Annotated in this window: 14 protein-coding genes; 10 read left to right on the top strand and 4 right to left on the bottom strand. The window is 56.0% G+C overall.

The genetic code is table 11. The features are described 5' to 3' along the window. Positions 1 to 126: 126 nt before the first annotated feature. The gene (fdhF, locus tag ACWJJK_RS18400; RefSeq protein WP_086134250.1) at positions 127 to 2,904 is read right to left on the bottom strand and encodes a formate dehydrogenase subunit alpha; all 2,778 of its coding nucleotides are present in this window, start codon (positions 2,902 to 2,904) and stop codon (positions 127 to 129) included. Positions 2,905 to 2,931: 27 nt separating this feature from the next. Next, entirely contained in the window at positions 2,932 to 4,629 is a 1,698-nt protein-coding gene (locus tag ACWJJK_RS18405) for an NAD(P)H-dependent oxidoreductase subunit E (protein ID WP_454128349.1), read from the bottom strand. Between the two features lie 202 nt (positions 4,630 to 4,831). On the opposite strand from ACWJJK_RS18405, the gene ACWJJK_RS18410 reads away from it, so the two are divergent. Genes ACWJJK_RS18410 through ACWJJK_RS18420 form a run of 3 tightly spaced genes read left to right on the top strand, consistent with a single transcriptional unit; the run spans position 4,832 to position 7,516 of the window. Next, a complete protein-coding gene (locus ACWJJK_RS18410; protein ID WP_077730325.1) occupies positions 4,832 to 5,737 on the top strand; it encodes a LysR family transcriptional regulator in 906 nt (301 codons plus the stop codon). After that, positions 5,737 to 6,666, top strand: coding sequence for a quinoprotein relay system zinc metallohydrolase 2 (locus ACWJJK_RS18415; protein WP_077730324.1), 930 nt, complete (start codon positions 5,737 to 5,739; stop codon positions 6,664 to 6,666). Before ACWJJK_RS18410 ends, ACWJJK_RS18415 begins: the two co-directional genes overlap by 1 nt. Positions 6,667 to 6,697: 31 nt before the next feature. After that, positions 6,698 to 7,516 (top strand): quinoprotein dehydrogenase-associated SoxYZ-like carrier, encoded by an 819-nt coding sequence (locus ACWJJK_RS18420; RefSeq protein WP_077730323.1) that lies wholly within the window; start codon positions 6,698 to 6,700, stop codon positions 7,514 to 7,516. Positions 7,517 to 7,579: 63 nt separating this feature from the next. On the opposite strand, the gene glgX is transcribed toward ACWJJK_RS18420, so the two are convergent. Beyond that, the gene (glgX, locus tag ACWJJK_RS18425) at positions 7,580 to 9,751 is read right to left on the bottom strand and encodes a glycogen debranching protein GlgX (RefSeq protein WP_434101832.1); all 2,172 of its coding nucleotides are present in this window, start codon (positions 9,749 to 9,751) and stop codon (positions 7,580 to 7,582) included. A 281-nt stretch (positions 9,752 to 10,032) separates the two neighbouring features. Here glgX and ACWJJK_RS18430 point away from each other — a divergent pair, with 281 nt between their 5' ends. The 7 genes from ACWJJK_RS18430 (at position 10,033) to tadA (ending at position 18,859) form a co-directional block, all read left to right on the top strand. Next, entirely contained in the window at positions 10,033 to 10,263 is a 231-nt protein-coding gene (locus tag ACWJJK_RS18430) for a hypothetical protein (RefSeq protein ID WP_139841078.1), read from the top strand. Between the two features lie 294 nt (positions 10,264 to 10,557). Further along, positions 10,558 to 11,337 carry a bacterial ammonia monooxygenase, subunit AmoC gene (gene amoC / locus ACWJJK_RS18435; protein WP_156879665.1) on the top strand — a complete coding sequence of 260 codons (780 nt, stop codon included), beginning with the start codon at positions 10,558 to 10,560 and terminating at the stop codon, positions 11,335 to 11,337. 709 nt (positions 11,338 to 12,046) lie between these two features. Beyond that, positions 12,047 to 14,194, top strand: coding sequence for a YgiQ family radical SAM protein (locus ACWJJK_RS18440; RefSeq protein ID WP_454128350.1), 2,148 nt, complete (start codon positions 12,047 to 12,049; stop codon positions 14,192 to 14,194). Positions 14,195 to 14,225: 31 nt separating this feature from the next. Then, complete coding sequence (locus tag ACWJJK_RS18445; protein ID WP_077730319.1) at positions 14,226 to 15,227, top strand: hypothetical protein; 1,002 nt, start codon at positions 14,226 to 14,228, stop codon at positions 15,225 to 15,227. 107 nt (positions 15,228 to 15,334) lie between these two features. Next, a complete protein-coding gene (guaB, locus tag ACWJJK_RS18450) occupies positions 15,335 to 16,798 on the top strand; it encodes an IMP dehydrogenase (RefSeq protein WP_086134245.1) in 1,464 nt (487 codons plus the stop codon). A 20-nt stretch (positions 16,799 to 16,818) separates the two neighbouring features. Continuing rightward, positions 16,819 to 18,396 carry a glutamine-hydrolyzing GMP synthase gene (gene guaA / locus ACWJJK_RS18455; protein ID WP_454128351.1) on the top strand — a complete coding sequence of 526 codons (1,578 nt, stop codon included), beginning with the start codon at positions 16,819 to 16,821 and terminating at the stop codon, positions 18,394 to 18,396. A 10-nt stretch (positions 18,397 to 18,406) separates the two neighbouring features. Then, on the top strand, positions 18,407 to 18,859 hold the full coding sequence (gene tadA / locus ACWJJK_RS18460; RefSeq protein ID WP_077730316.1) for a tRNA adenosine(34) deaminase TadA: 453 nt from the start codon (positions 18,407 to 18,409) through the stop codon (positions 18,857 to 18,859). On the opposite strand, the gene mltF is transcribed toward tadA, so the two are convergent. After that, a complete protein-coding gene (gene mltF / locus ACWJJK_RS18465) occupies positions 18,856 to 20,304 on the bottom strand; it encodes a membrane-bound lytic murein transglycosylase MltF (protein ID WP_454129054.1) in 1,449 nt (482 codons plus the stop codon). The genes tadA and mltF overlap by 4 nt on opposite strands. Positions 20,305 to 20,313: the final 9 nt, after the last annotated feature.

A 20,313-nucleotide genomic window follows, 5' to 3' on the forward strand; every position in this document is an offset into this window, starting at 1 on the left:
AAAGTCAATAATGCAAGAACTGCTGCGAAGCCCGGCACAGCACGGTTAGACGGGTTTTTTGGGCAACACGCAAGAAAGCCCTGACGACAAATCCGCCGTCAGGGCTGCCCTAGATCAATCTATCGATTAACTGATCCGTTCGGACAACTTGCCGCCGGGTGTAACTTTGACGGCGCAGAACTTGAATTCAGGTATTTTACCGTAGGGATCCAACGCCTCGTTGGTGATCAGATTGGCCGAGGCTTCGTTGTAACAGAAGGCCATGAATAAGCTTCCCGGCTGCAACCCAGTATCGACCCTCGCATAGGCGGAGATCTTGCCGCGCCTCGATTCGATGGTAATCAATTCGCCTGGCTTGCCGCCCAAGGCTTCCAAGTCGAGCGGATGAATCGAGACAACCGGATCGGGCTCGATCGCATCCAGAACGCTCGCATGCCGGGTCATACTGCCGGTATGCCAGTGCTCGAGCTGCCGGCCGGTAATGAAGACAAACGGATAGTCATTGTCGGGCAGTTCGTTCGCGCGGCTGAATACCGCAGGAACGAACAATCCCTTGCCGCCCTTGCGCGGAAACTCATCCACAAAAATGACCGGTTCACCGGGATCACCCTCTTGCTCGCACGGGTAGATGACGGAGTCGTCCCGCTCCAGCCGGTCCCAGGTAATACCGGCGATGCTGCCCATCGCCTGGCGCATTTCGTTGAACACATCCTTAGGGCCGGAGTAATTCCAGTCCAACCCCATACGCCGCGCGATTTCCTGAATGATCCACCAGTCCTGTCGAGCGTCGCCCGGCGGGTCGATGGCTTGCCGTCCCAACTGAACACGGCGATCCGTATTGGTAAAGGTCCCGGTCTTTTCTGGGAAAGCCGAGGCCGGCAGAATCACGTCGGCGAAGCCGGCCGTTTCGGTCAGGAAGATGTCCTGCACCACGCAGTGCTCCAGCATCGCCAAGGCTTCGCGGGCGTGGTTCTGATTGGGATCGGACATGGCCGGGTTTTCACCCTCGATATAGAGACCGTTCAGCTTGCCATCATGGATGGCATGGATGATTTCGACCACGGTAAGGCCTGGCTTGGGGTCGAGTTGAGTACTCCACAGCTTTTCGAACTTTGCGCGGACTTCGGCATCGCCGACCGGCTGATAATCCGGATAGACCATGGGGATAAGCCCCACATCGGACGCACCCTGCACGTTGTTTTGTCCGCGCAGCGGATGCAAACCGGTGCCCGGACGGCCGATCTGGCCGGTCATCAGAGCGAGAGAGATCAAGCAACGGGCATTGTCGGTACCGTGGACGTGCTGGGACACCCCCATTCCCCAGAGGATCATCGCCGCCTTGGACTTGGCATAAAGACGAGCCACCTCCTTGATGGTTTCCGCTGGGATGCCGCACACGGGAGCCATCAGGTCAGGATTGTAGTCCTTCAGGTGCTCTCTCAGCTGTTCGAAGCCTTCGGTGTGCTTTCGGATGTATTCCTCGTTGTATAGGCCTTCCGCAACGATGGTATGCATGATCGCGTTGAGCAAGGCCACGTCGGTATCCGGACGGAACTGCAGCGAATAGGTCGCGAAGCGACAAATTTCCGTGCGGATCGGATCCATCACGATGAGCTTGGTGCCGTTCCGCACTGCATTCTTGAACCACGTGGCCGCAACCGGGTGATTGACCGTGGGATTGGACCCGATGAGGACGATGACCTCGGCCTTCGCGACATCTTCCACCGGATTCGATACCGCGCCGGAACCGATGCACTCCAGCAAAGCCGCAACCGACGAGGCATGACACAAGCGGGTGCAATGATCGACGTTATTGGTGCCGAAGCCGGTACGCACCAGTTTCTGGAACAAATAAGCCTCTTCGTTGCTGCCTTTGGCCGAGCCAAAGCCGGCCAAAGCTTGGGGGCCCTTCTCGTCACGAATCTTGCGGAGTCCGGAAGCGGCGAAATCCAGTGCTTCCTCCCAGGTCGCCTCACGGAAGACCTGCTCGATGTCCTTAGGATCGAGCAGTTCCGTGGTCTTCGCCACGCCTTCCTTGCGGATCAGAGGCTTGGTCAGGCGCAAGGGATTGTGGACGTAATCGAAACCGAACCGACCCTTGACGCAGAGACGGCTGTGATTGGTATCGCCGTCGCGTCCATCGACGTAAAGGATCTTGTTGTCCTTGACGTTGAAGGTCAGAAGACACCCGACGCCGCAGTAAGGGCAGGTGGAATCGATCTTCTTGTCGGGTTCGACCAGGCCGACATTCTTGGACGGCATCAAGGCACCGGTCGGGCACGCCTGCACGCATTCACCGCAGGCCACGCAGGTACTCTCGCCCATCGGGTCGTCCTGATCGAAAACGATCTTGGAGTGATGCCCGCGGAACGCGTAGCCGATCACGTCATTCATCTGCTCTTCGCGGCAGGCCCGCACGCAACGCGTGCACTGGATGCAGGCGTCCAGATTCACGGCGATGGCGGGGTGCGAAAAATCGGGAGCCGGCTGCCCTCGACCGGGGAATCGAGGGTTCCCGACCTCCAGCTTGTCTGCCCAGAAATCCAGCTCGGAATGAGGGTTATAAGGCGATTTGCCTTGCTCCGGCATATCGGAGAGCAGAAGCTCCAGCACCAGCTTTTGAGAAGTGCGAGCCCTCTCGCTCGTGCTCGATACATCCATCCCTTCCTGCGGATAACGGCAACAGGACGGCGCCAGGACACGTTCGCCCTTGATCTCCACCACGCAGGCGCGACAATTGCCGTCCGGCCGGTAGCCGTCTTTGTAACACAGATGCGGGATCTCCTTACCCTGCCGCTTGGCCGCCTGAAGGATAGTTTCGCCTTCGAAAGCCTGAATGTCTTCGCCGTCGAGCTTGAATCCGACGGTCTTCGCTGTCTTTAAATCTTTGGGATTGGCAACCATATCTCGTTCCTACGGATTTCAGCTCGCTTACTTTTCAAGCTCTTGGGGGAAATACTTGAACACGCACTGCAAGGGATTTGCCGCCGCCTGACCAAGGCCGCAGATGGATGCATCGGTCATCACCTTGGAGATGTCGTCCAGCAAGGGCTTGTCCCATTGGTCCTTTTGCATGAGCCTGACCGCCTTGCCGGTACCGACCCGGCAAGGCGTGCATTGACCGCACGATTCTTCCTCGAAAAACTTCATGGCGTTGATCGCCATCGCCTTGGCGCTGTCCTGGTTGGACAGGATGACGACGGCAGCGGAGCCGATAAAACAGCCGTACTGATTCAAGGTGTCGAAATCCAGCGGAATATCGCCCATGGATGCCGGCAGAATTCCGCCGGAAGCGCCGCCGGGGAAGTAGCCGTAGAACTCGTGTCCCGGCAGCATGCCGCCGCAGTATTCGTCGATCAGCTCGCGCACGGTGATACCGGCGGGGGCCAGATGAACTCCCGGTTTCTGCACGCGCCCGCTGACCGAGAACGAACGCAATCCTTTACGGCCGTGCCGCCCGAACGAAGAGAACCACTCGGGTCCCTTCTCCAGAATGTCGCGCACCCAGAACACCGTCTCCATGTTGTGCTCCAGCGTGGGACGGCCGAACAAACCGACTTCGGCAACGAAGGGAGGACGGAGCCGCGGCATGCCGCGCTTGCCCTCGATGGATTCGATCATTGCCGACTCCTCGCCACAGATGTAGGCGCCGGCCCCCCGCCGTAGATGAATCGGCGGAATCAGGTGTGTTGCGGAAGGCGGATTGCTCTGCAGCTTGGCCAGTTCTTCGGTAAGAATCTTGCGGCAGGCGGCATACTCGTCGCGAAGATAGATATAGATCTCGCTGATGTCGACCGCCCACGCGGCGATCAGCATACCTTCGAGAAAACGGTGAGGATCGCTTTCCAGGTAATGGCGATCCTTGAAAGTGCCCGGCTCGCCCTCGTCGATGTTCACTGCCATGAGCCTCGGCCCCGGATAGCTACTGACGATCCGCCACTTGCGTCCCGCCGGAAAACCGGCGCCGCCAAGACCGCGCAAACCGGAATGCTCCATGGCATTAATCGCCCACTCGCGGTTGCGCTTGCCTTCGATGCATGCCTTCAGGGTTTGGTATCCGCCCTGAGCGATATACTGGGAATAATCGATGTAAGCCGGGACCTCGGCTTCGACCGCCCTGCTGACAACCGCCTGCTGTACTGTTTCTTCGTTGGCATTATCGATCGGATTTTGCCCCACCACGGCAACCGGCGCATGCTGGCAACGTCCGACGCATGGTGCCGGAATCACGCGGACCCCTTCTCCCAGCCCTTTTTGAAGTGCTTCCAGCAACGGCTTGGCACCGGCCATTTCACAGGAAACCGACTCGCAAACGCGCACCGTCAAGGGCGGCGGAGGCGTCTCGTTCTCTTTGACCACATCGAAATGATGGTAGAAGGTAGCGACCTCATACACCTCGGCTGGAGAAAGCTTCATCTCATGGGCCAAGGCAACGACATGTTTTGCGGAAATATACTTGTAGGCATCCTGAATCTTATGCAGATGCTCGATCAGCAAATCCCGGCGACGCGGCGCTTCGCCGAGCAAGGCACGAATCTCCTCCAAGGCCTTGAGGTCGATCAGGCGCCCCTTGGGCGCCATCCTCTTATTTTTCTTGACTTTCTTAAAAGCAACCGGAGCTGTGGTCATACGGTGCATACCTTTAATATAGTGCTTCGGAAACAGCCGTTCTCGGGCCCAGCGCCCTCAACATCGGCAGAAACAACGCGTTCTAGCGGGTAGTCGAATCGGTGTACGCGACTGTAGCGGATGGGTCCATCAAATTCAAATCGATATTCATGAATTTTCCATTACTTTTCATGATGTTACGCATATTTATGCAGAATCATGTATGAACTTGCAGTCTCTCCTGACCTTTGCGATCGTGGCAAAGCTGAAAAGCATCACTCGAGCCGCTGAACAGCTGAATCTAGGCCAACCGGCCGTCTCCGGGCAGCTGAAGTTACTTCAGGATGCCGTCGGAGAACCGCTGTACGAGCGAGTCGGCCATCAAATCGTTTTGACACCGGCAGGCCAAGGTCTACTCGAATACGCCGAACGCATGGAACGCGACTATCGCGAGGCGAAGGACTACATCCGCCGCTTACAGCAGGTCAACGTCGGAACCTTGCGCATCGGCTCGACGATGACCATCGCCAGCTATTACCTACCCGAATACGTCGTGAGACTCCAAACCGACTACCCCGGCGTGCATGTGTATATCAATACCGGCAATACCCAAGAAATCGTGCAAAATCTTCCGGAGTTGGATTTGGCTTTCATCGAAGGCCCGGTCGCGACCGAGCAGTTATCCGCGCCATTCCGCATGCTGCCGTGGAAAGAGGACGAAATCGTGCTGATCGTCCCCCAGAATCATGAAATCGCGGAAATTTATCCGGAGGCCGTTCCTCTCGATGTTTTTACCCGCTACCAAATCATCTGGCGCGAACCGGGATCGGGTGCGAGGCAAGTCGTCGAAACCGCGTTGGCCGAAGCGCATATTACGGCGCCGGTCAATATCGAGGTGATGGGCGTCGCGGGCGTGAAAGAGTCTGTCCGGGCCGGACTCGGTATCGGTTTTGCATCCATTCAGGCCATGCGCCATGAAAATAACAGCTTGGTATCACGGCGGATCAACCCGCCCGATGGCCTCCGCTGGCAGTTGAACATCATCGCGCCCGAAGCGAAAATGCGGTCGCGGGCCAGCCGCGCTTTGCTCGATCTATTGATCGCCAACGAAAAAGACACAAGACCTTAATGAAAGTTCCAGTTATTGCGCTCATCCTGTCGCTCACCGCGCTAAACGCCCCCGCCCAGACCGACATCCCCAAACTCTCGCTTCAGCAGGTCGCGCCGGGCATTTACGTTCACCAGGGCGTCCACGAACTGCCGGATAGCCACAACCGCGGCGAGATCGCAAATATCGGCTTCATAGTCGGCCAGCGTTGCGTGGCGGTGATTGATACCGGGGGCAGCCCGGAGCAAGGCCATGCCTTGAGAAGCGCCATCGAATCCATCACCACGACTCCGATCTGCTACGTCATCAACACCCACGTCCATCCGGATCACATCTACGGCAATATCGCATTCAAACAGCCCGGCGTCAGTTTCATCGGCCATCACAAGCTTGCCGAAGCCATGGCGATGCGCGCGCCCTTTTATCAAGAAAAGGCCGAGCGCGATCTCGGCTTCAGTTTAAAGATCGAGAACTTCGTGCCGCCCGATCATTCGGTTCGGGACACGCTCGTGCTAGAGCTCGGCGCCAGAACGCTGCTTTTGAGGGCACACAAGACATCCCACACCGACAACGATCTCAGCATTTACGACGCTCAAACCAAGACCCTTTGGCTTGCCGATCTCCTGTTCATGGGGCATTTACCCGTGGTTGACGGAAGCCTCAATGGCTGGCTCGCGACGATCGAGCAACTCAAAACGATCGATGCCAAGCTGGCAATACCGGGACACGGCCCGGTTTCGGCCGATTGGCCTGGAGCATTGGAGCCCGAGGAGCGCTATCTCAAGACTTTGCAGTCCGAGATCAGAGCGTTCATCAAAGATGACAAAACCATGGAGGATGCCATGGAGAACGTCGATTTATCGGTCCGCGATGACTGGCAACTGTTCGACGAGTTCCATAAGAGGAATATTTCCACTGCATTCGCCGAACTGGAGTGGGAAGACGACTAAATCCCCGAACACTTACCCGGAGAGTAACTCAATGAAACAATTGATAGCGTTAAACAAAGGTCTATGGTTAGCCTTGGCCTACTTACTAGCAGTAACCGGCTCCGCGTTCGCCGCCGGCGAGGAAGAAGCGGCCTGGAACGGCGGACTCAGACAAAAATTTTTCGGCGACCGCGCAATCGAAGAGGGCAACCAAATCATCGAATTGACCGCCCCTTATCGCGCAGAAGATCCGGCCTTGGTACCGATCCAGATCAACAGCAAGATTCCGCAGACCAAGGATCGATACATCAAGACCGTGACCTTGATCATCGACAACAACCCGGTTCCATTCTCCGCCAACTTCCACTTCACACCGGAAAGCGGAAAAGCCGACCTGGCCATGCGGGTACGCGTCAACGCCTACACCCATATTCGCGCCATCGCCGAGACCAACGACGGCAAGCTCCATATGAACAAAGTGTTCGTCAAAGCGAGCGGCGGCTGCTCGGCCCCCATAGGCACCGATCTTGAGGCAGCCATGGCACGCATGGGCAAGATGAAGTTCAAGCTGGACAATGAAAAAGCAGCCTTGCAACAGCCGAATTTGGCTCAACTGCTCATCAGTCATCCGAACATCACCGGCCTGCAGATGGATCAATTGACCCGGATGATCAAGCCGGCTCACTTCGTGGAAGAACTAAAAGTCAGCTTCAACGACAAACCGGTTCTCACGGCACAGACCGATATCGCCATCAGCGCCGACCCGAATTTCCGCTTCTATTTCGTGCCGGAAACGGCCGGAGAGTTGAAAGCCGAAATTCGAGACAATAAAGGAAATCAGTTTTCGGCCACTCAAACGGTAACGCCGTGAATGTTTCGTACATGTCTTAGAAACGCAAGACGGCCGGGACAGCCGGCCGTTTTCATTTTCAGACTAGCGATTACGCTCCGCAAGCAACACGATCATACTGCGCTCCTCGATCCGAATGGATGAGTTTCCGCCGAACGGGATGCCGTCGCCCGGCCGGCAAATATCGAAAGGCGGCGCGGCACTGGTATCGATCACCCTAAGCCAAGCCGAATCGTGCGGCAGATCCGGCAGTACGAAGTTTGTCGCATAGGTCAGCGGATTGAAGAGCAGACAAAGGTCTTGCCCTCCTTCTTTTTCCGCATAAATCCGACATCCCACCGCGCTCTCCGAATGCCAGTCGGGAACCTGCCCGGACGGATTGAACCAGCTCACGTCTTCTGGCCTATAGAACCTTTCCGACGACAGAACCGGGTGACGCGCGCGAAAGGCAATCATATTCCGCACGAATTCGAAGAATTCTTGATTCCGCGCCAGCAACCTCCAGTCGTACCAGGAAATCTCGTTGTCCTGGCAATAAGCGTTGTTGTTGCCTAGTTGAGTGCGACAGAACTCATCTCCGCCCAAAATCATCGGCACCCCGCGGGAAACGAAAAGCGTGGCGATGAAGTTCTTCATCTGCCTGAGCCGAATTCGATTGATGATCGGATCGTCGGTCGGACCTTCCACGCCGTAGTTGGCGCTGTGATTATCGTTCGAACCGTCCCGATTCTCTTCGCCATTGGCCAGATTGTGTTTGTACTCGTAGCTCACCAGATCGTTCAGCGTAAACCCGTCGTGACAGGTCACGAAGTTGATGCTGTTAACCGTCGCCTTCCCGCTATGCTCGTAAAGATCGGCGCTGCCGCATAATCGGCTGGCAAAAGCTCCGGCCGTGCCGAGATCGCCGCGCCAGTAGCGCCGCACGTCGTCACGATATTGGCCGTTCCACTCCGACCAGCGCTCTCCGGGAAAACGTCCGACCAAGTAGGCGCCGCCCGCATCCCAAGCCTCGGCGATCAGCTTTACGTCGCGCAGAATCGGGTCCTCGGCAATCTGCTCCAAGAGCGGCGCGTTGGCCACCAGATGGCCGTTGCGGTCTCGCCCCAAAATAGAGGCCAGATCGAAGCGGAAACCGTCCACGTGCATCTCCACGACCCAATACCGCAGACAGTCGAGAATGTAGTTGCGAACCACGGGATGGTTGCAGTTCATGGTATTGCCGCAACCGGAGAAATTCTTGTAGCGACTTTTATCGTCTTCCAGCAAGTAATAAATGCTGTTGTCCAGACCGCGGAAGTTGAGCGTCGGTCCGGTTTCATCGCCTTCCGCCGTGTGGTTGAACACAACATCGAGCAGCACCTCGATTCCGGCTTTGTGCAGGGCTTTGACCATCGTCTTGAATTCGTCGACCTGACAGCCGGGATACAGACGACTGCCATACCCCTCGAAAGGCGCGAAAAAAGCGATAGTGTTGTAGCCCCAGTAATTGCGGAGCCTCTCTCGGGTCAGAGGATTAACCGCGGTAACCTCATTAGGATTGAACTCCTGCAAAGGCATTAGCTCAACGGCCGTGATCCCGATCCGTTTGAAGTACGAAATTTTTTCGATAAGACCAAGATAACTGCCCGGCGACCTGACGCCGGACGATGGGTGCACCGTCAAACCGCGTACATGCGTTTCGTAAATCACCAGGCTAGACCATGGATGATAAAGTGGTCGATCGTCCTCCCAGTCAAAGCCGTTGCCGGTAACAAGATTTTTGGCGGCCACCGGGTTTTCTCGCTCGGAATCAGCGAGCGCAGTTGGTTTGGCATGAGGAGAAAAACCGGCAAAATTCCACTGTAGCGGCGTGGCAAGCGCCGTCGCGTATGGATCCAGCAGCATTTTCGTCGAATCGAAACGATGTCCTTGTTCAGGTGCAAAAGGCCCATCGACGCGAAAGGCGTAAACTAGATTCCTTCCTGCCCCCAGGACACAGATATGCCACATGTCGCCGGTCTTATGATGTTGCGAATCGAGCTCGATGACTTGAAACGGCTTGCTGGCATGCACATCTTCGAACAAAAGCAACCAAACGCGGGTCGCATGCCGACTAAACAGGGAGAAATTCACCCCGCCTTTGTGCAAATGAACTCCATGCGGAATAGGAGATCCCGCCGAATAGGAATAACGGGGCTTCATAGAGGGAATAACTGTGGTCGCATGATTGACGGATTTCATAAAACACGGATCGACGGTCTTGCGGTGGACTTGCATCAGTACCAATAGCTGCGCCGGTACTACCGCCTCGCCGATCAAGCGCCTCCCTTCTCATGGCTGGCTTATGAATGAGCCACAAACAATCCGCTTTACATTAGGCCGATCTTATCATCCTGATCACGGAACGAAAAACCCGCCCACTTCCGCATAATGGACAAACCGAATACGCAAAGTACACGAGTCGAGCCCGTCGCCACGCTGGCAGATCACCTCTTTTAGCTTGTTTTTCAAACGGTACTTGGATTTACGAACTTGCGGAAGATGGCGACGGCACCGTATTGACCATCACTGAACGAGAAAACATCCATAGCCCGCTGGCTCGATTCTTCGAACGCTTCGTGATCAGCTACTACGGTGTCATGGACGTCTATCTGATTGCCGCTGGTGATAAAGCTGGGCGACCCAGCCAGACCCCGCAACATCTCAGCGTAAAAATCGACGATCCGAGCCTGTCAGCCCGATCCGATCGGCACCAAATCCTGCCATCAACTTCGTCGAAAAATAATTGACACATCCTAGTTGACATCACTTATAAGCCGAGCATACAGTATTGACTCGATACCATTGGCTGCGGTTGGGCGTTCCGACAAACCTGCCGTACGCCGAAAAGTATCGGGATAGGCCCTGTATTTAGGGTTTCGAAGGGCTTCTCCGTATTTTCAACGCAGAAGCCGCACAGTTAAAAATTTCTTCCTACGGATCGGAATTTTTTTGTGCAGCTTTACTCTAAATCGGGGTCAGAGATGTCACGTACGTACTCTGGCATTCATTGGTAATTAACAACAAGCAATGGAGGTAAAACTATGGCTGCTACAACAGCAGGTGGCGTGGAAGCAAAAGAGCAACCCTTACTTAACGTAAAGTGGCTGACTTTTGCGTTCATGCTGTACACGGTCTTTTATTTTTGGGTTCGGTGGTATGAAGGGGTCTACGGCTGGTCTGCCGGTCTGGATTCGTTCGCACCGGAATTCGAGACGTACTGGATGAACTTCCTGTACACCGAAATCGTACTGGAAGTGGTCACCGCCTCGATTCTGTGGGGCTACCTGTGGAAGACCCGTGACCGCAACCTGGCGGCACTGGCGCCGCGGGAAGAACTGCGCCGGAACATGACGCACCTGATTTGGCTGTTTGCGTATGCATGGGCCATTTACTGGGGTGCGAGCTACTTCACCGAGCAGGACGGCACCTGGCACCAGACGATTGTTCGCGACACCGACTTCACGCCGTCGCACATCATCGAGTTCTACCTGAGCTATCCGATCTACATCATCACGGGTGGTGGCGCGTTCCTGTATGCGCATACCCGCCTGCCGCACTTCTCGACGTCGAAAGGCTTGTCGCTGGCGTACCTGATTCTGTGGACCGGTCCGTTCATGATTCTGCCGAACGTCGGCTTGAACGAATGGGGTCACACCTTCTGGTTTATGGAAGAGTTGTTCGTAGCGCCCTTGCACTACGGCTTCGTGATCTTCGGCTGGCTGGCATTGGCCATCATGGGCGTGTTGCTGCAGGTGTTTGCGAGCATCTCGAACCTGATCGGCAAAGACCTCTGCCCGGATATACCACCGGCACAACGCTAACGGCGTCTTAGCTTAGTTTTCTAAGCACTGTTTGCGTCTACAGCCACTGCCTGGAGCCACGCTCTCAGGCAGTGGCTTTTTAATGCGTGAAGGAAATAAGCATTGATTACGTATTCTTAACAATTTATTTGCTTATATTAAATTCGCTTGCTAGGATTTTCTTGAGCACGCATTCAGTAGGCGTTTTGCGGATCTCTACTTTACCGCCACTCTACCGATCGATGCCGCATGGTACACTGCCCCCGCTTGCTGGATGCCATCTATCTATGAGCAAATTGCAAAATACATCTAAGCGTCTTCTTCGAGTCGTCGTCGGTGGACGTTGGGGTGTGTTTGCTTGGAGCCTATCCGGAGCAAGCGCGCTAGCCGTTGTTCTTTGGGGGCTCAAAGCCGTCGCTATTCCTTTATTGATGCTTAAAACGGCATCATGGGGCATCTGGGGACTGGGCGTTATCCGCGAATCCAAGGCACGCGCGCCATTAAGACCTTAGCCTCTTCCTTAGAAACCATTCGATTTTCGTTACAGGCTTCGCCCATCTTTCGTTCTTGGATTTTTGTGAACGAAAAGCCGGCCGATCGGCTTTTTAGCGCCTAAGGCGGGATTTTCGCGTTAGAATCCCCAGTTGAATTCTCAGGTACTGTACGGGGAGTCGTGCTCTCGATTCTCTCCTGTTCGATTCCTTTCATTTGTCTTCTTCGCTAGTTCGCGATGAACATTACTCCCGATCTTTTTTCTTACCGAAAATACTGGGCCAAGCGCTTCGGAACAGCACCGCAACTCCCCATGAGCCGCGGCGACATGGACGCCTTGGGCTGGGACTCGTGCGACATCATTATTGTAACGGGCGATGCTTACGTGGATCACCCAAGCTTCGGCATGGCGATCATCGGCCGGCTGCTGGAGGCTCAGGGCTTTCGAGTCGGCATTATCGCGCAGCCGGATTGGACATCCGCCGACGATTTTCGAGAACTCGGCAAGCCCAACCTGTTTTTCGGCGTCACCGGCGGCAACATGGATTCCATGGTCAATCGCTACACGTCGGACCGCCGCGTCCGTTCGAACGACGCTTACACACCCGACGGAGCCCCCGACAGACGCCCGGACCGTTGTGTCACTGTCTATTCGCAGCGGTGCCGAGAAGCCTTCAAGGATGTGCCGATCGTTTTGGGCGGGATCGAGGCGAGCCTCCGCCGGATCGCCCATTACGATTATTGGTCCGACACAGTGCGCCGCTCGGTTTTGCTCGATGCCAAGGGGGATCTTCTCGTATACGGCAACGGCGAACGCCAGGTGGTGGAGATCGCCCACAGGCTTGCAGCGGGAGAATCCATCGACCAATTGACCGATATTCGCGGAACCGCGTTCATCCGCAAACAGACACCCGCAGGATGGACCGAGCTCGACTCCACATCCGTGGATGCGCCTGGAAATCAGGCTCCCAAACTGAATCCTTATCACGGGGAATCACCCGGATGTACGAAGGAAACTTCCGGCAGTAAGTCCGAAGCGCTGATCCGCCTGACCAAACGCCGAACTTCCGGCGATCGATTGGTCATCCGCCTGCCGGCATATGAAGCGGTCAAAGCCGATCCCGTCCTCTATGCTCATGCCTCGCGCGTTTTGCACCAGGAGACCAATCCCGGTAACGCTCGGGCGCTCGTGCAGCGACACGGGGACCGCGACGTCTGGATCAACCCGCCGCCCATTCCGCTCGGCACCAAGGAGATGGACGGCGTCTACGGCCTGCCCTATTCGCGCCTTCCCCACAAGTCTTACGGAACCGGCAAGATTCCCGCGTTCGAGATGATCCAGCATTCGGTGACCATCATGCGCGGCTGTTTCGGCGGCTGCACCTTCTGCTCGATCACGGAACACGAAGGGCGCATTATTCAAAGCCGTTCGGAAGACTCGATCATCCGGGAAATAGAGACCATTCGCGATACCTCGCCGGCCTTTACCGGAGTCATCTCCGATATTGGCGGACCGACCGCGAACATGTACCGGCTCGCCTGCAAGGACAAAGCGATCGAAGCTGCCTGCCGCCGGCCGTCCTGCGTATACCCCGGCATCTGTAAAAACCTGAATACCGACCACACGGCGCTAATCCGGCTTTACCGCCGCGCCCGAGCACTGCCGGGCATCAAGAAGATCTTGATTGCCTCGGGATTGCGATATGACCTCGCCGTGACTTCGCCTGAATATGTCAAAGAACTCGCAGCCCATCATGTCGGCGGTTATTTGAAGATCGCGCCGGAGCACACCGAACCGGGCCCCTTGTCCAAGATGCTGAAACCGGGCATCGGCACTTACGACCGGTTCAAGGCTTTGTTCGACAAATACTCGAAGGAGGCCGGAAAGGAGCAATACTTGATCCCCTACTTCATCGCCGCCCATCCGGGTACCACCGACGAAGACATGCTGAATCTCGCACTTTGGCTCAAGCGCAATGGATTTCGGGCCGATCAGGTTCAGGCCTTCCTCCCCTCCCCCATGGCCACCGCAACCGCCATGTATCATTCCGGAAAGAACCCGCTGCACCGCGTCACACGCACCAGCGAAACGGTGTTTGTTCCCAAGAATCTTAAGCAAAGGCGCCTGCACAAGGCTTTCCTCCGATACCACGACCCCAACAACTGGCCGATGCTCCGGGAAGCCCTGAAACGCATGGGACGCGCAGACCTGATCGGAAACGGCAAGCATCATCTGGTACCGACATGGCAGCCCGAAGGCATCGGAAATCAACATGAAGGCACTCGAATCGCCCGCAAGGCGCTGCCGTTCCGAACCCAGCACACCGACCTGCCGACGACCAAGACAAAGACACCGCGCAAATCGAGACGGATGAGCAAATCTTAACGAATCACCGATACAACTGGACTTTTACTTTATGGAAAAACAACCCCGTTTTTCCTTAAGATTCGAACTACTTGACCTGCCCGAGAAAACTCAAAAATCAAAAACCACCTTGGAGGAAGAGATGCCGGACCTCAATTTGCTGGCCGCGACGCGGACCATTGAAAAATCAATGCCGTTCGTCCTTTATCGACTGCTGGCATGCTTAGCGATAGCGTTTGCCTATGTCTTTATGACGGCGGCCGGTGCCGGTACCGCTATCGGTCTGGGTTCCTTGAGCCAGAATCCAACCGCATTCGCTTCGGCCGGGGCCGTCGCCGGATTCATCGGATGTGCGTTTTTAATGTATAAGCTTCGCGCAACCTTTCTTTATCACATCAAGGCGGGAAATCTGGCTTTGTTGGCCGAGCAGTCCAAGGGACAATCCATTCCGGAAGGCAAAGCCCAGATCGATTATGCGAAACAGCTCGTAGCACGGCGCTTTCCCAGCGCTTCCGGATTGATGGAACTGGATCTCTCCGTTAAGGAAACCCTGCAAAAACTTCCGGAAACCTATTTAGGTCCCGCTCTAGACAAGATGAACAATCCGAGACTCTCCCAAGCGTTAACCTGGATCGCGGGTCGGATTTTTTCCGCCAACGATCTAGCGATTTTGGCTTGGCTTTTCTTCACGAATACGGCCGATCCTTGGCGCTCGGCTCGAAATGCGCTGGCGGCTCACATTCAGCACTTTTCGGCACTGTTCAAGAACCGTCTTTACTTGAGCCTTTTTGAGCTCTTGGGCTTTGCAGTCGCTTTTGCGGTACTTTTGATCCCGATCAAGAACATCGCCGGCGCGCTGCCCGTATCCGTCGGCCTGTGGCAATACGTGTTTACCGCCGCGTTCGCCTGGACTCTGAAAGCCGCATTTTTTGAGCCCATAGCACAGGCTGCCATGGCACAGACCGTTTTCGCGTTGATTGGACAGGGAATCGATCCCGATTCGGAAATGGAGCTCAACCGAAGAGCCCCTGTGTTTTCGCAACACTCACATTAGAACCACACCGCGAGGTATTCGAGCTCCATCTTCAAACCTAGACCTGATATTGCAACATATAGATATCTACAATAGAATCTGTAAATTTTAGTTGGCGGGAGCAAACCATGCATGTCGTTCAAGAAGCGCTCACATTCGACGATGTCCTCCTTATTCCTGCTCACTCGGCCGTACTGCCGCGCGACGTCAGCTTAAAAACCCAACTTACCCGCAATATCAGCCTCAATATTCCTCTGCTATCCGCGGCCATGGACACGGTAACCGAATCCCGCCTGGCCATTACCATGGCCCAAGAGGGCGGAATCGGCATCATCCATAAGAACATGACGGTCGACCGTCAAGCCTATGAGGTTCAAAGCGTCAAGAAGTACGAAAGCGGGGTAATCAAAGAGCCGATCACGGTTTCTCCGAATACCACTATTCGCGAAGTCATGGAATTGACCCGCTCGAGAAGAATTTCCGGCGTGCCCGTTGTGGACGGTGAAAATCTCGTGGGCATCGTCACCAGCCGCGACCTGCGGTTCGAAACCCGCTACGACGAGCCGGTCACCAAGGCCATGACGCCAAAGGAAAAGCTGGTCACGGTGCAGGAAGGCGCCAGCAAGGAGGAAGCCATCCACCTCCTCCATAAACACCGGATCGAAAAAGTGCTGGTCGTTAACAACGACTTTCAGCTTCGGGGACTGATTACTGTCAAAGATATCCAAAAGGCCAAAGACTATCCGCAGGCGTGTAAAGACGAGCAGGAGCGCCTTCGTGTTGGCGCCGCCGTCGGCACCGGTCCCGGCACCGAAGAGCGAGTAGCCGCGCTGGTCGAAGCCGGCGTCGACGTCATAGTAGTCGACACGGCTCACGGACACTCCCAAGGCGTTTTGGACCGCGTGCGCTGGGTCAAGCAGAACTTCAAGCAAGTGCAGGTGATCGGCGGAAACATCGCCACCGGCGAAGCGGCAAGAGATTTGGTCAAGGCGGGAGCGGATGCGGTAAAAGTAGGCATCGGCCCCGGTTCCATCTGCACCACCCGCATCGTGGCCGGCGTAGGCATCCCGCAGGTAACGGCCGTGGCCAATGTCGCGGAAGCGCTCAAGGGATCCGGGATTCCTCTCATTGCTGACGGCGGTATCCGTTATTCCGGCGATGTAGCCAAGGCATTGGCCGCGGGCGCCTACTCGATCATGATCGGTGGACTGTTCGCCGGCACCGAAGAAGCCCCCGGCGAAGTGGAGCTGTACCAGGGGCGGTCATATAAATCCTATCGAGGAATGGGCTCGTTAGGCGCCATGGCCCAGCAGCAGGGTTCGAGCGATCGCTACTTCCAGGAAAGCACCGATGCCGAAAAGCTCGTCCCCGAGGGCATCGAAGGCCGTGTCCCCTATAAAGGCAGCCTGATCGCCATCATTCACCAACTGATCGGGGGCGTACGTTCGGCCATGGGCTACACGGGTTGCGACACCATCGAAGCCATGCGCAACAATGCCCGCTTCGTTCGAGTCACTACCGCCGGGGTTCGGGAAAGCCACGTACACGACGTGACGATTACCAAGGAAGCACCCAATTACTGGCTCGATTAGAAAGGCAAACGTACCTGTCCATGGCATTAAATATCCATTCCCAAAAAGTTTTAATTCTCGATTTCGGATCGCAATACACACAATTGATCGCACGCCGCATCCGGGAGATCGGCGTGTATTGCGAGATTCATCCGTACGATTGCAGCGAGCAATTCATTCGCGAGTATCAGCCTCAGGGCATCGTTCTCTCGGGAGGGCCGGAAACCGTCACACTGGCGGACACTCCCCGCGCCCCCGCCATCGTGTTCGATCTGGGCGTGCCGGTACTCGGCATCTGCTACGGCATGCAAACCATGGCCGAGCAGCTGGGCGGCCGAGTGGAAGCCTGCACCCACCGCGAGTTCGGTTATGCGCAGATTCGCGCCCACGGCCACTCCCGCCTGTTATACGACATCGAAGACCACACGACGCCGGAAGGTTACGGTCTGCTCGATGTTTGGATGAGCCATGGCGATCAGGTAACGGCATTACCGGCCGGCTTCAAACTTATCGCCTCTACCGAAAGCGCCCCCATTGCGGGCATGGCCGACGACGCACGCGGCTACTACGGCCTCCAGTTTCATCCGGAAGTGACCCATACCCGGCAGGGGAAGCGCATCCTCGAACGTTTTCTGCTGGATATTTGCGGCTGCGAAGCCCTATGGACGCCGCGTAATATCATCGAGGACAGTTTGCAGAACATTCGCGCCAAAGTAGGGAGCGACCGGGTGGTTCTCGGGCTTTCCGGCGGCGTGGACTCCTCGGTTGTCGCGGCACTCCTGCACAAAGCCATCGGCGATCGCCTCACCTGCGTATTCGTCGATACCGGACTCCTGCGCCTCGACGAAGGCGACCAAGTCATGACCACCTTTGCTCAGCATATGGGCGTCCAAGTCATTCGGGTTGATGCCGAGGACAGATTCCTGCAAGGGCTCGAAGGCGTCGACGATCCGGAACAAAAGCGAAAAATTATTGGAAGACTGTTTGTCGAAATCTTCGACGAAGAGGCAGGCAAAATCACCGATGCCCGCTGGCTGGCACAGGGCACGATTTACCCGGACGTCATCGAATCCGCCGGCTCCAAGACCGGAAAAGCCCACGTCATCAAATCCCATCACAACGTAGGCGGCCTGCCGGAAAACATGAATCTCAAGCTGGTCGAACCGTTGCGGGAATTGTTCAAGGACGAGGTCCGACAGATCGGATTGGAACTCGGCCTGCCCTATGAAATGGTCTATCGCCACCCGTTTCCCGGCCCCGGCCTGGGTGTGCGCATTCTGGGTGAAGTCAAGAAGGACTATGCCGATTTGCTGCGCCGCGCCGATGCCATCTTTATCGAAGAGCTTCGCCGGCACGAACTGTATGACAAGGTCAGCCAGGCCTTCGCAGTATTTCTGCCGGTCAAATCGGTCGGCGTCATGGGCGACGGACGCCGCTACGATTTCGTCGTCGCGCTGCGCGCCGTTGAAACGATAGACTTTATGACCGCCCGCTGGGCGCATCTGCCTTACGACTTTCTCGATCTCGTCTCTCGCCGGATCATCAACGAAGTACCCGGTATATCAAGGGTAACCTACGACATCTCGGGCAAACCGCCGGCCACCATTGAGTGGGAATGATCCCCTGTCCATGGCTCCCAGCGACGAAGACTGGATGCGCCATGCCCTGGCGCTTGCCGAACAGGCCGGCGACATGGGCGAAGTGCCGGTGGGCGCAGTGCTGGTCAAGGACAATGCATTGATCGCCGAAGGCCGGAACTGCCCGATCGGCACGAACGATCCTACCGCTCACGCCGAGATCATGGCGCTTCGGGCGGCCGGCGCGAATCTTGGTAACTATCGGCTGGTCGATACCGTTCTTTATGTGACGCTGGAGCCTTGCGTGATGTGCATGGGCGCCATCATTCACGCCCGGGTGAAACGGATTGTGTTCGGCGCCCCGGATCCCACGCGAGGCGCCGTTTGCAGCGCGTTGCAGCTAGCCGATACCGAGTTCCTCAATCATAAGGTCGCATATCAGGGCGGCGTCTTGAAGGAGGAGTGCGGCACCCTCCTCAAGCGCTTTTTTCAGGAACGACGCTAAACGCCCTCGGCCCGGGACTTTTCCGGTCCCATCGCCATCTTGCCGGTTGCATTTTCCTCGGTGAGCCAAACCAGCAGATCGTAGTACCGGCGTATGCTGTTCACATAATGAACGGCCACGGCGCCACGCGCTTTACCGTACTTGGTTTTGCGATACCAATTCGGTTTCCCGAGCAGAGGCAACACTTTCTTGATTTCGATCCATTTGTCGGGATCGCCACCGCGCCGCGCAACCAGATTCCGGGCATCCTCGATGTGGCCATAACCCAGGTTATAGGCCGCCAAGGCAAACCAGGTACGATCCGGGTCTTCGATCTGCGACGGAATGTTAGCCAAAGTCTGCCGAAGATAAGACGCGCCGCCCAAAATGCTTTGGACCGGATTAAATCGATCAGTTACTTTCAGCTCCTTGGCGGTGACGCCGGTCAACATCATCATGCCGCGCACACCTTCGGCGGAGACGGCCGTGCTGCGCCATTTCGATTCCTGATAAGCAATGGCCGCCAAAAGGCGCCAATCGATGTCATAACGTCTGCCCGCCTGCACGAACCATCGCTTGAATTTGGGCAGACGGGTCAAATAATCGCGACGTAGAGAACTGTCCAAAGCCACGTCGAATGCTTCCGCGTGGCCGTAATAACGATCGATCAACTGATCCAGTGTCTTGTTTTCCTTGATCTCCCGAAAAAACCGAACGGTCTCGTCATATAGGCTGGAATCTTCGGACATGGGCAAAGCCCAGGCTAGCTCCCGGGTTTTGCCGATATCGAAGGCGACTTGCAGCTTCGGATAATAGCGCCGCATGATCAGTGCTTGATCCGAATTGGCGACGGTGTAATCGACCAACCCTTCACTGACGAGAAACAGAAGTTCGTGAACGTCCTGATCGAAATTGATTTGCCAATTAAGGTCTCGATAGTTGCGCTTCAGCGCTTTGAGAGTGTTGACATGGCTGGTACCCGCCGAAACCTCCAACACGCCTCCGGCCAAATCGGCGATGCTGTTCGGGCGCGGACGGCCGTCACTGTACAAGACTTGTTCGGTAAGAACGCGGTAAGGCGGTGCAAAGCGTAGTTTCTTTTTCCTTACCACATCGATAAGCAGCCCTGCTGCCGCTATATCCGCGCCTCCGTCATCAAGAGTCTGGATTGCCTGCTTAGCCGAATCCGACACTATAAATTTCACTTTGACATCGAGGCGCCTGGCGAATAGCTCGGCCAAGTCATGCTCCAGACCAACCGCTCCATTGACACTTTCATAGTAAGTGGAAGGCCCGTACCGGGTTACGACCCGCAGTTCACCGGATTGCTTGATCCGTTCCAACTGGGTTAAAGGCCGGGATGTTTCTTGAGTACACCCCGAGAAAGAAGCCGTGAAGAAGAGATAAGCGAGGAAACGGAAAACGTTGGATTGCTTTAATGCTGATTTTTTTTGTCGCCCCCTTATGAATTTGTT

The sequence above is a fragment of the Methylocaldum gracile genome, assembly GCF_053646815.1.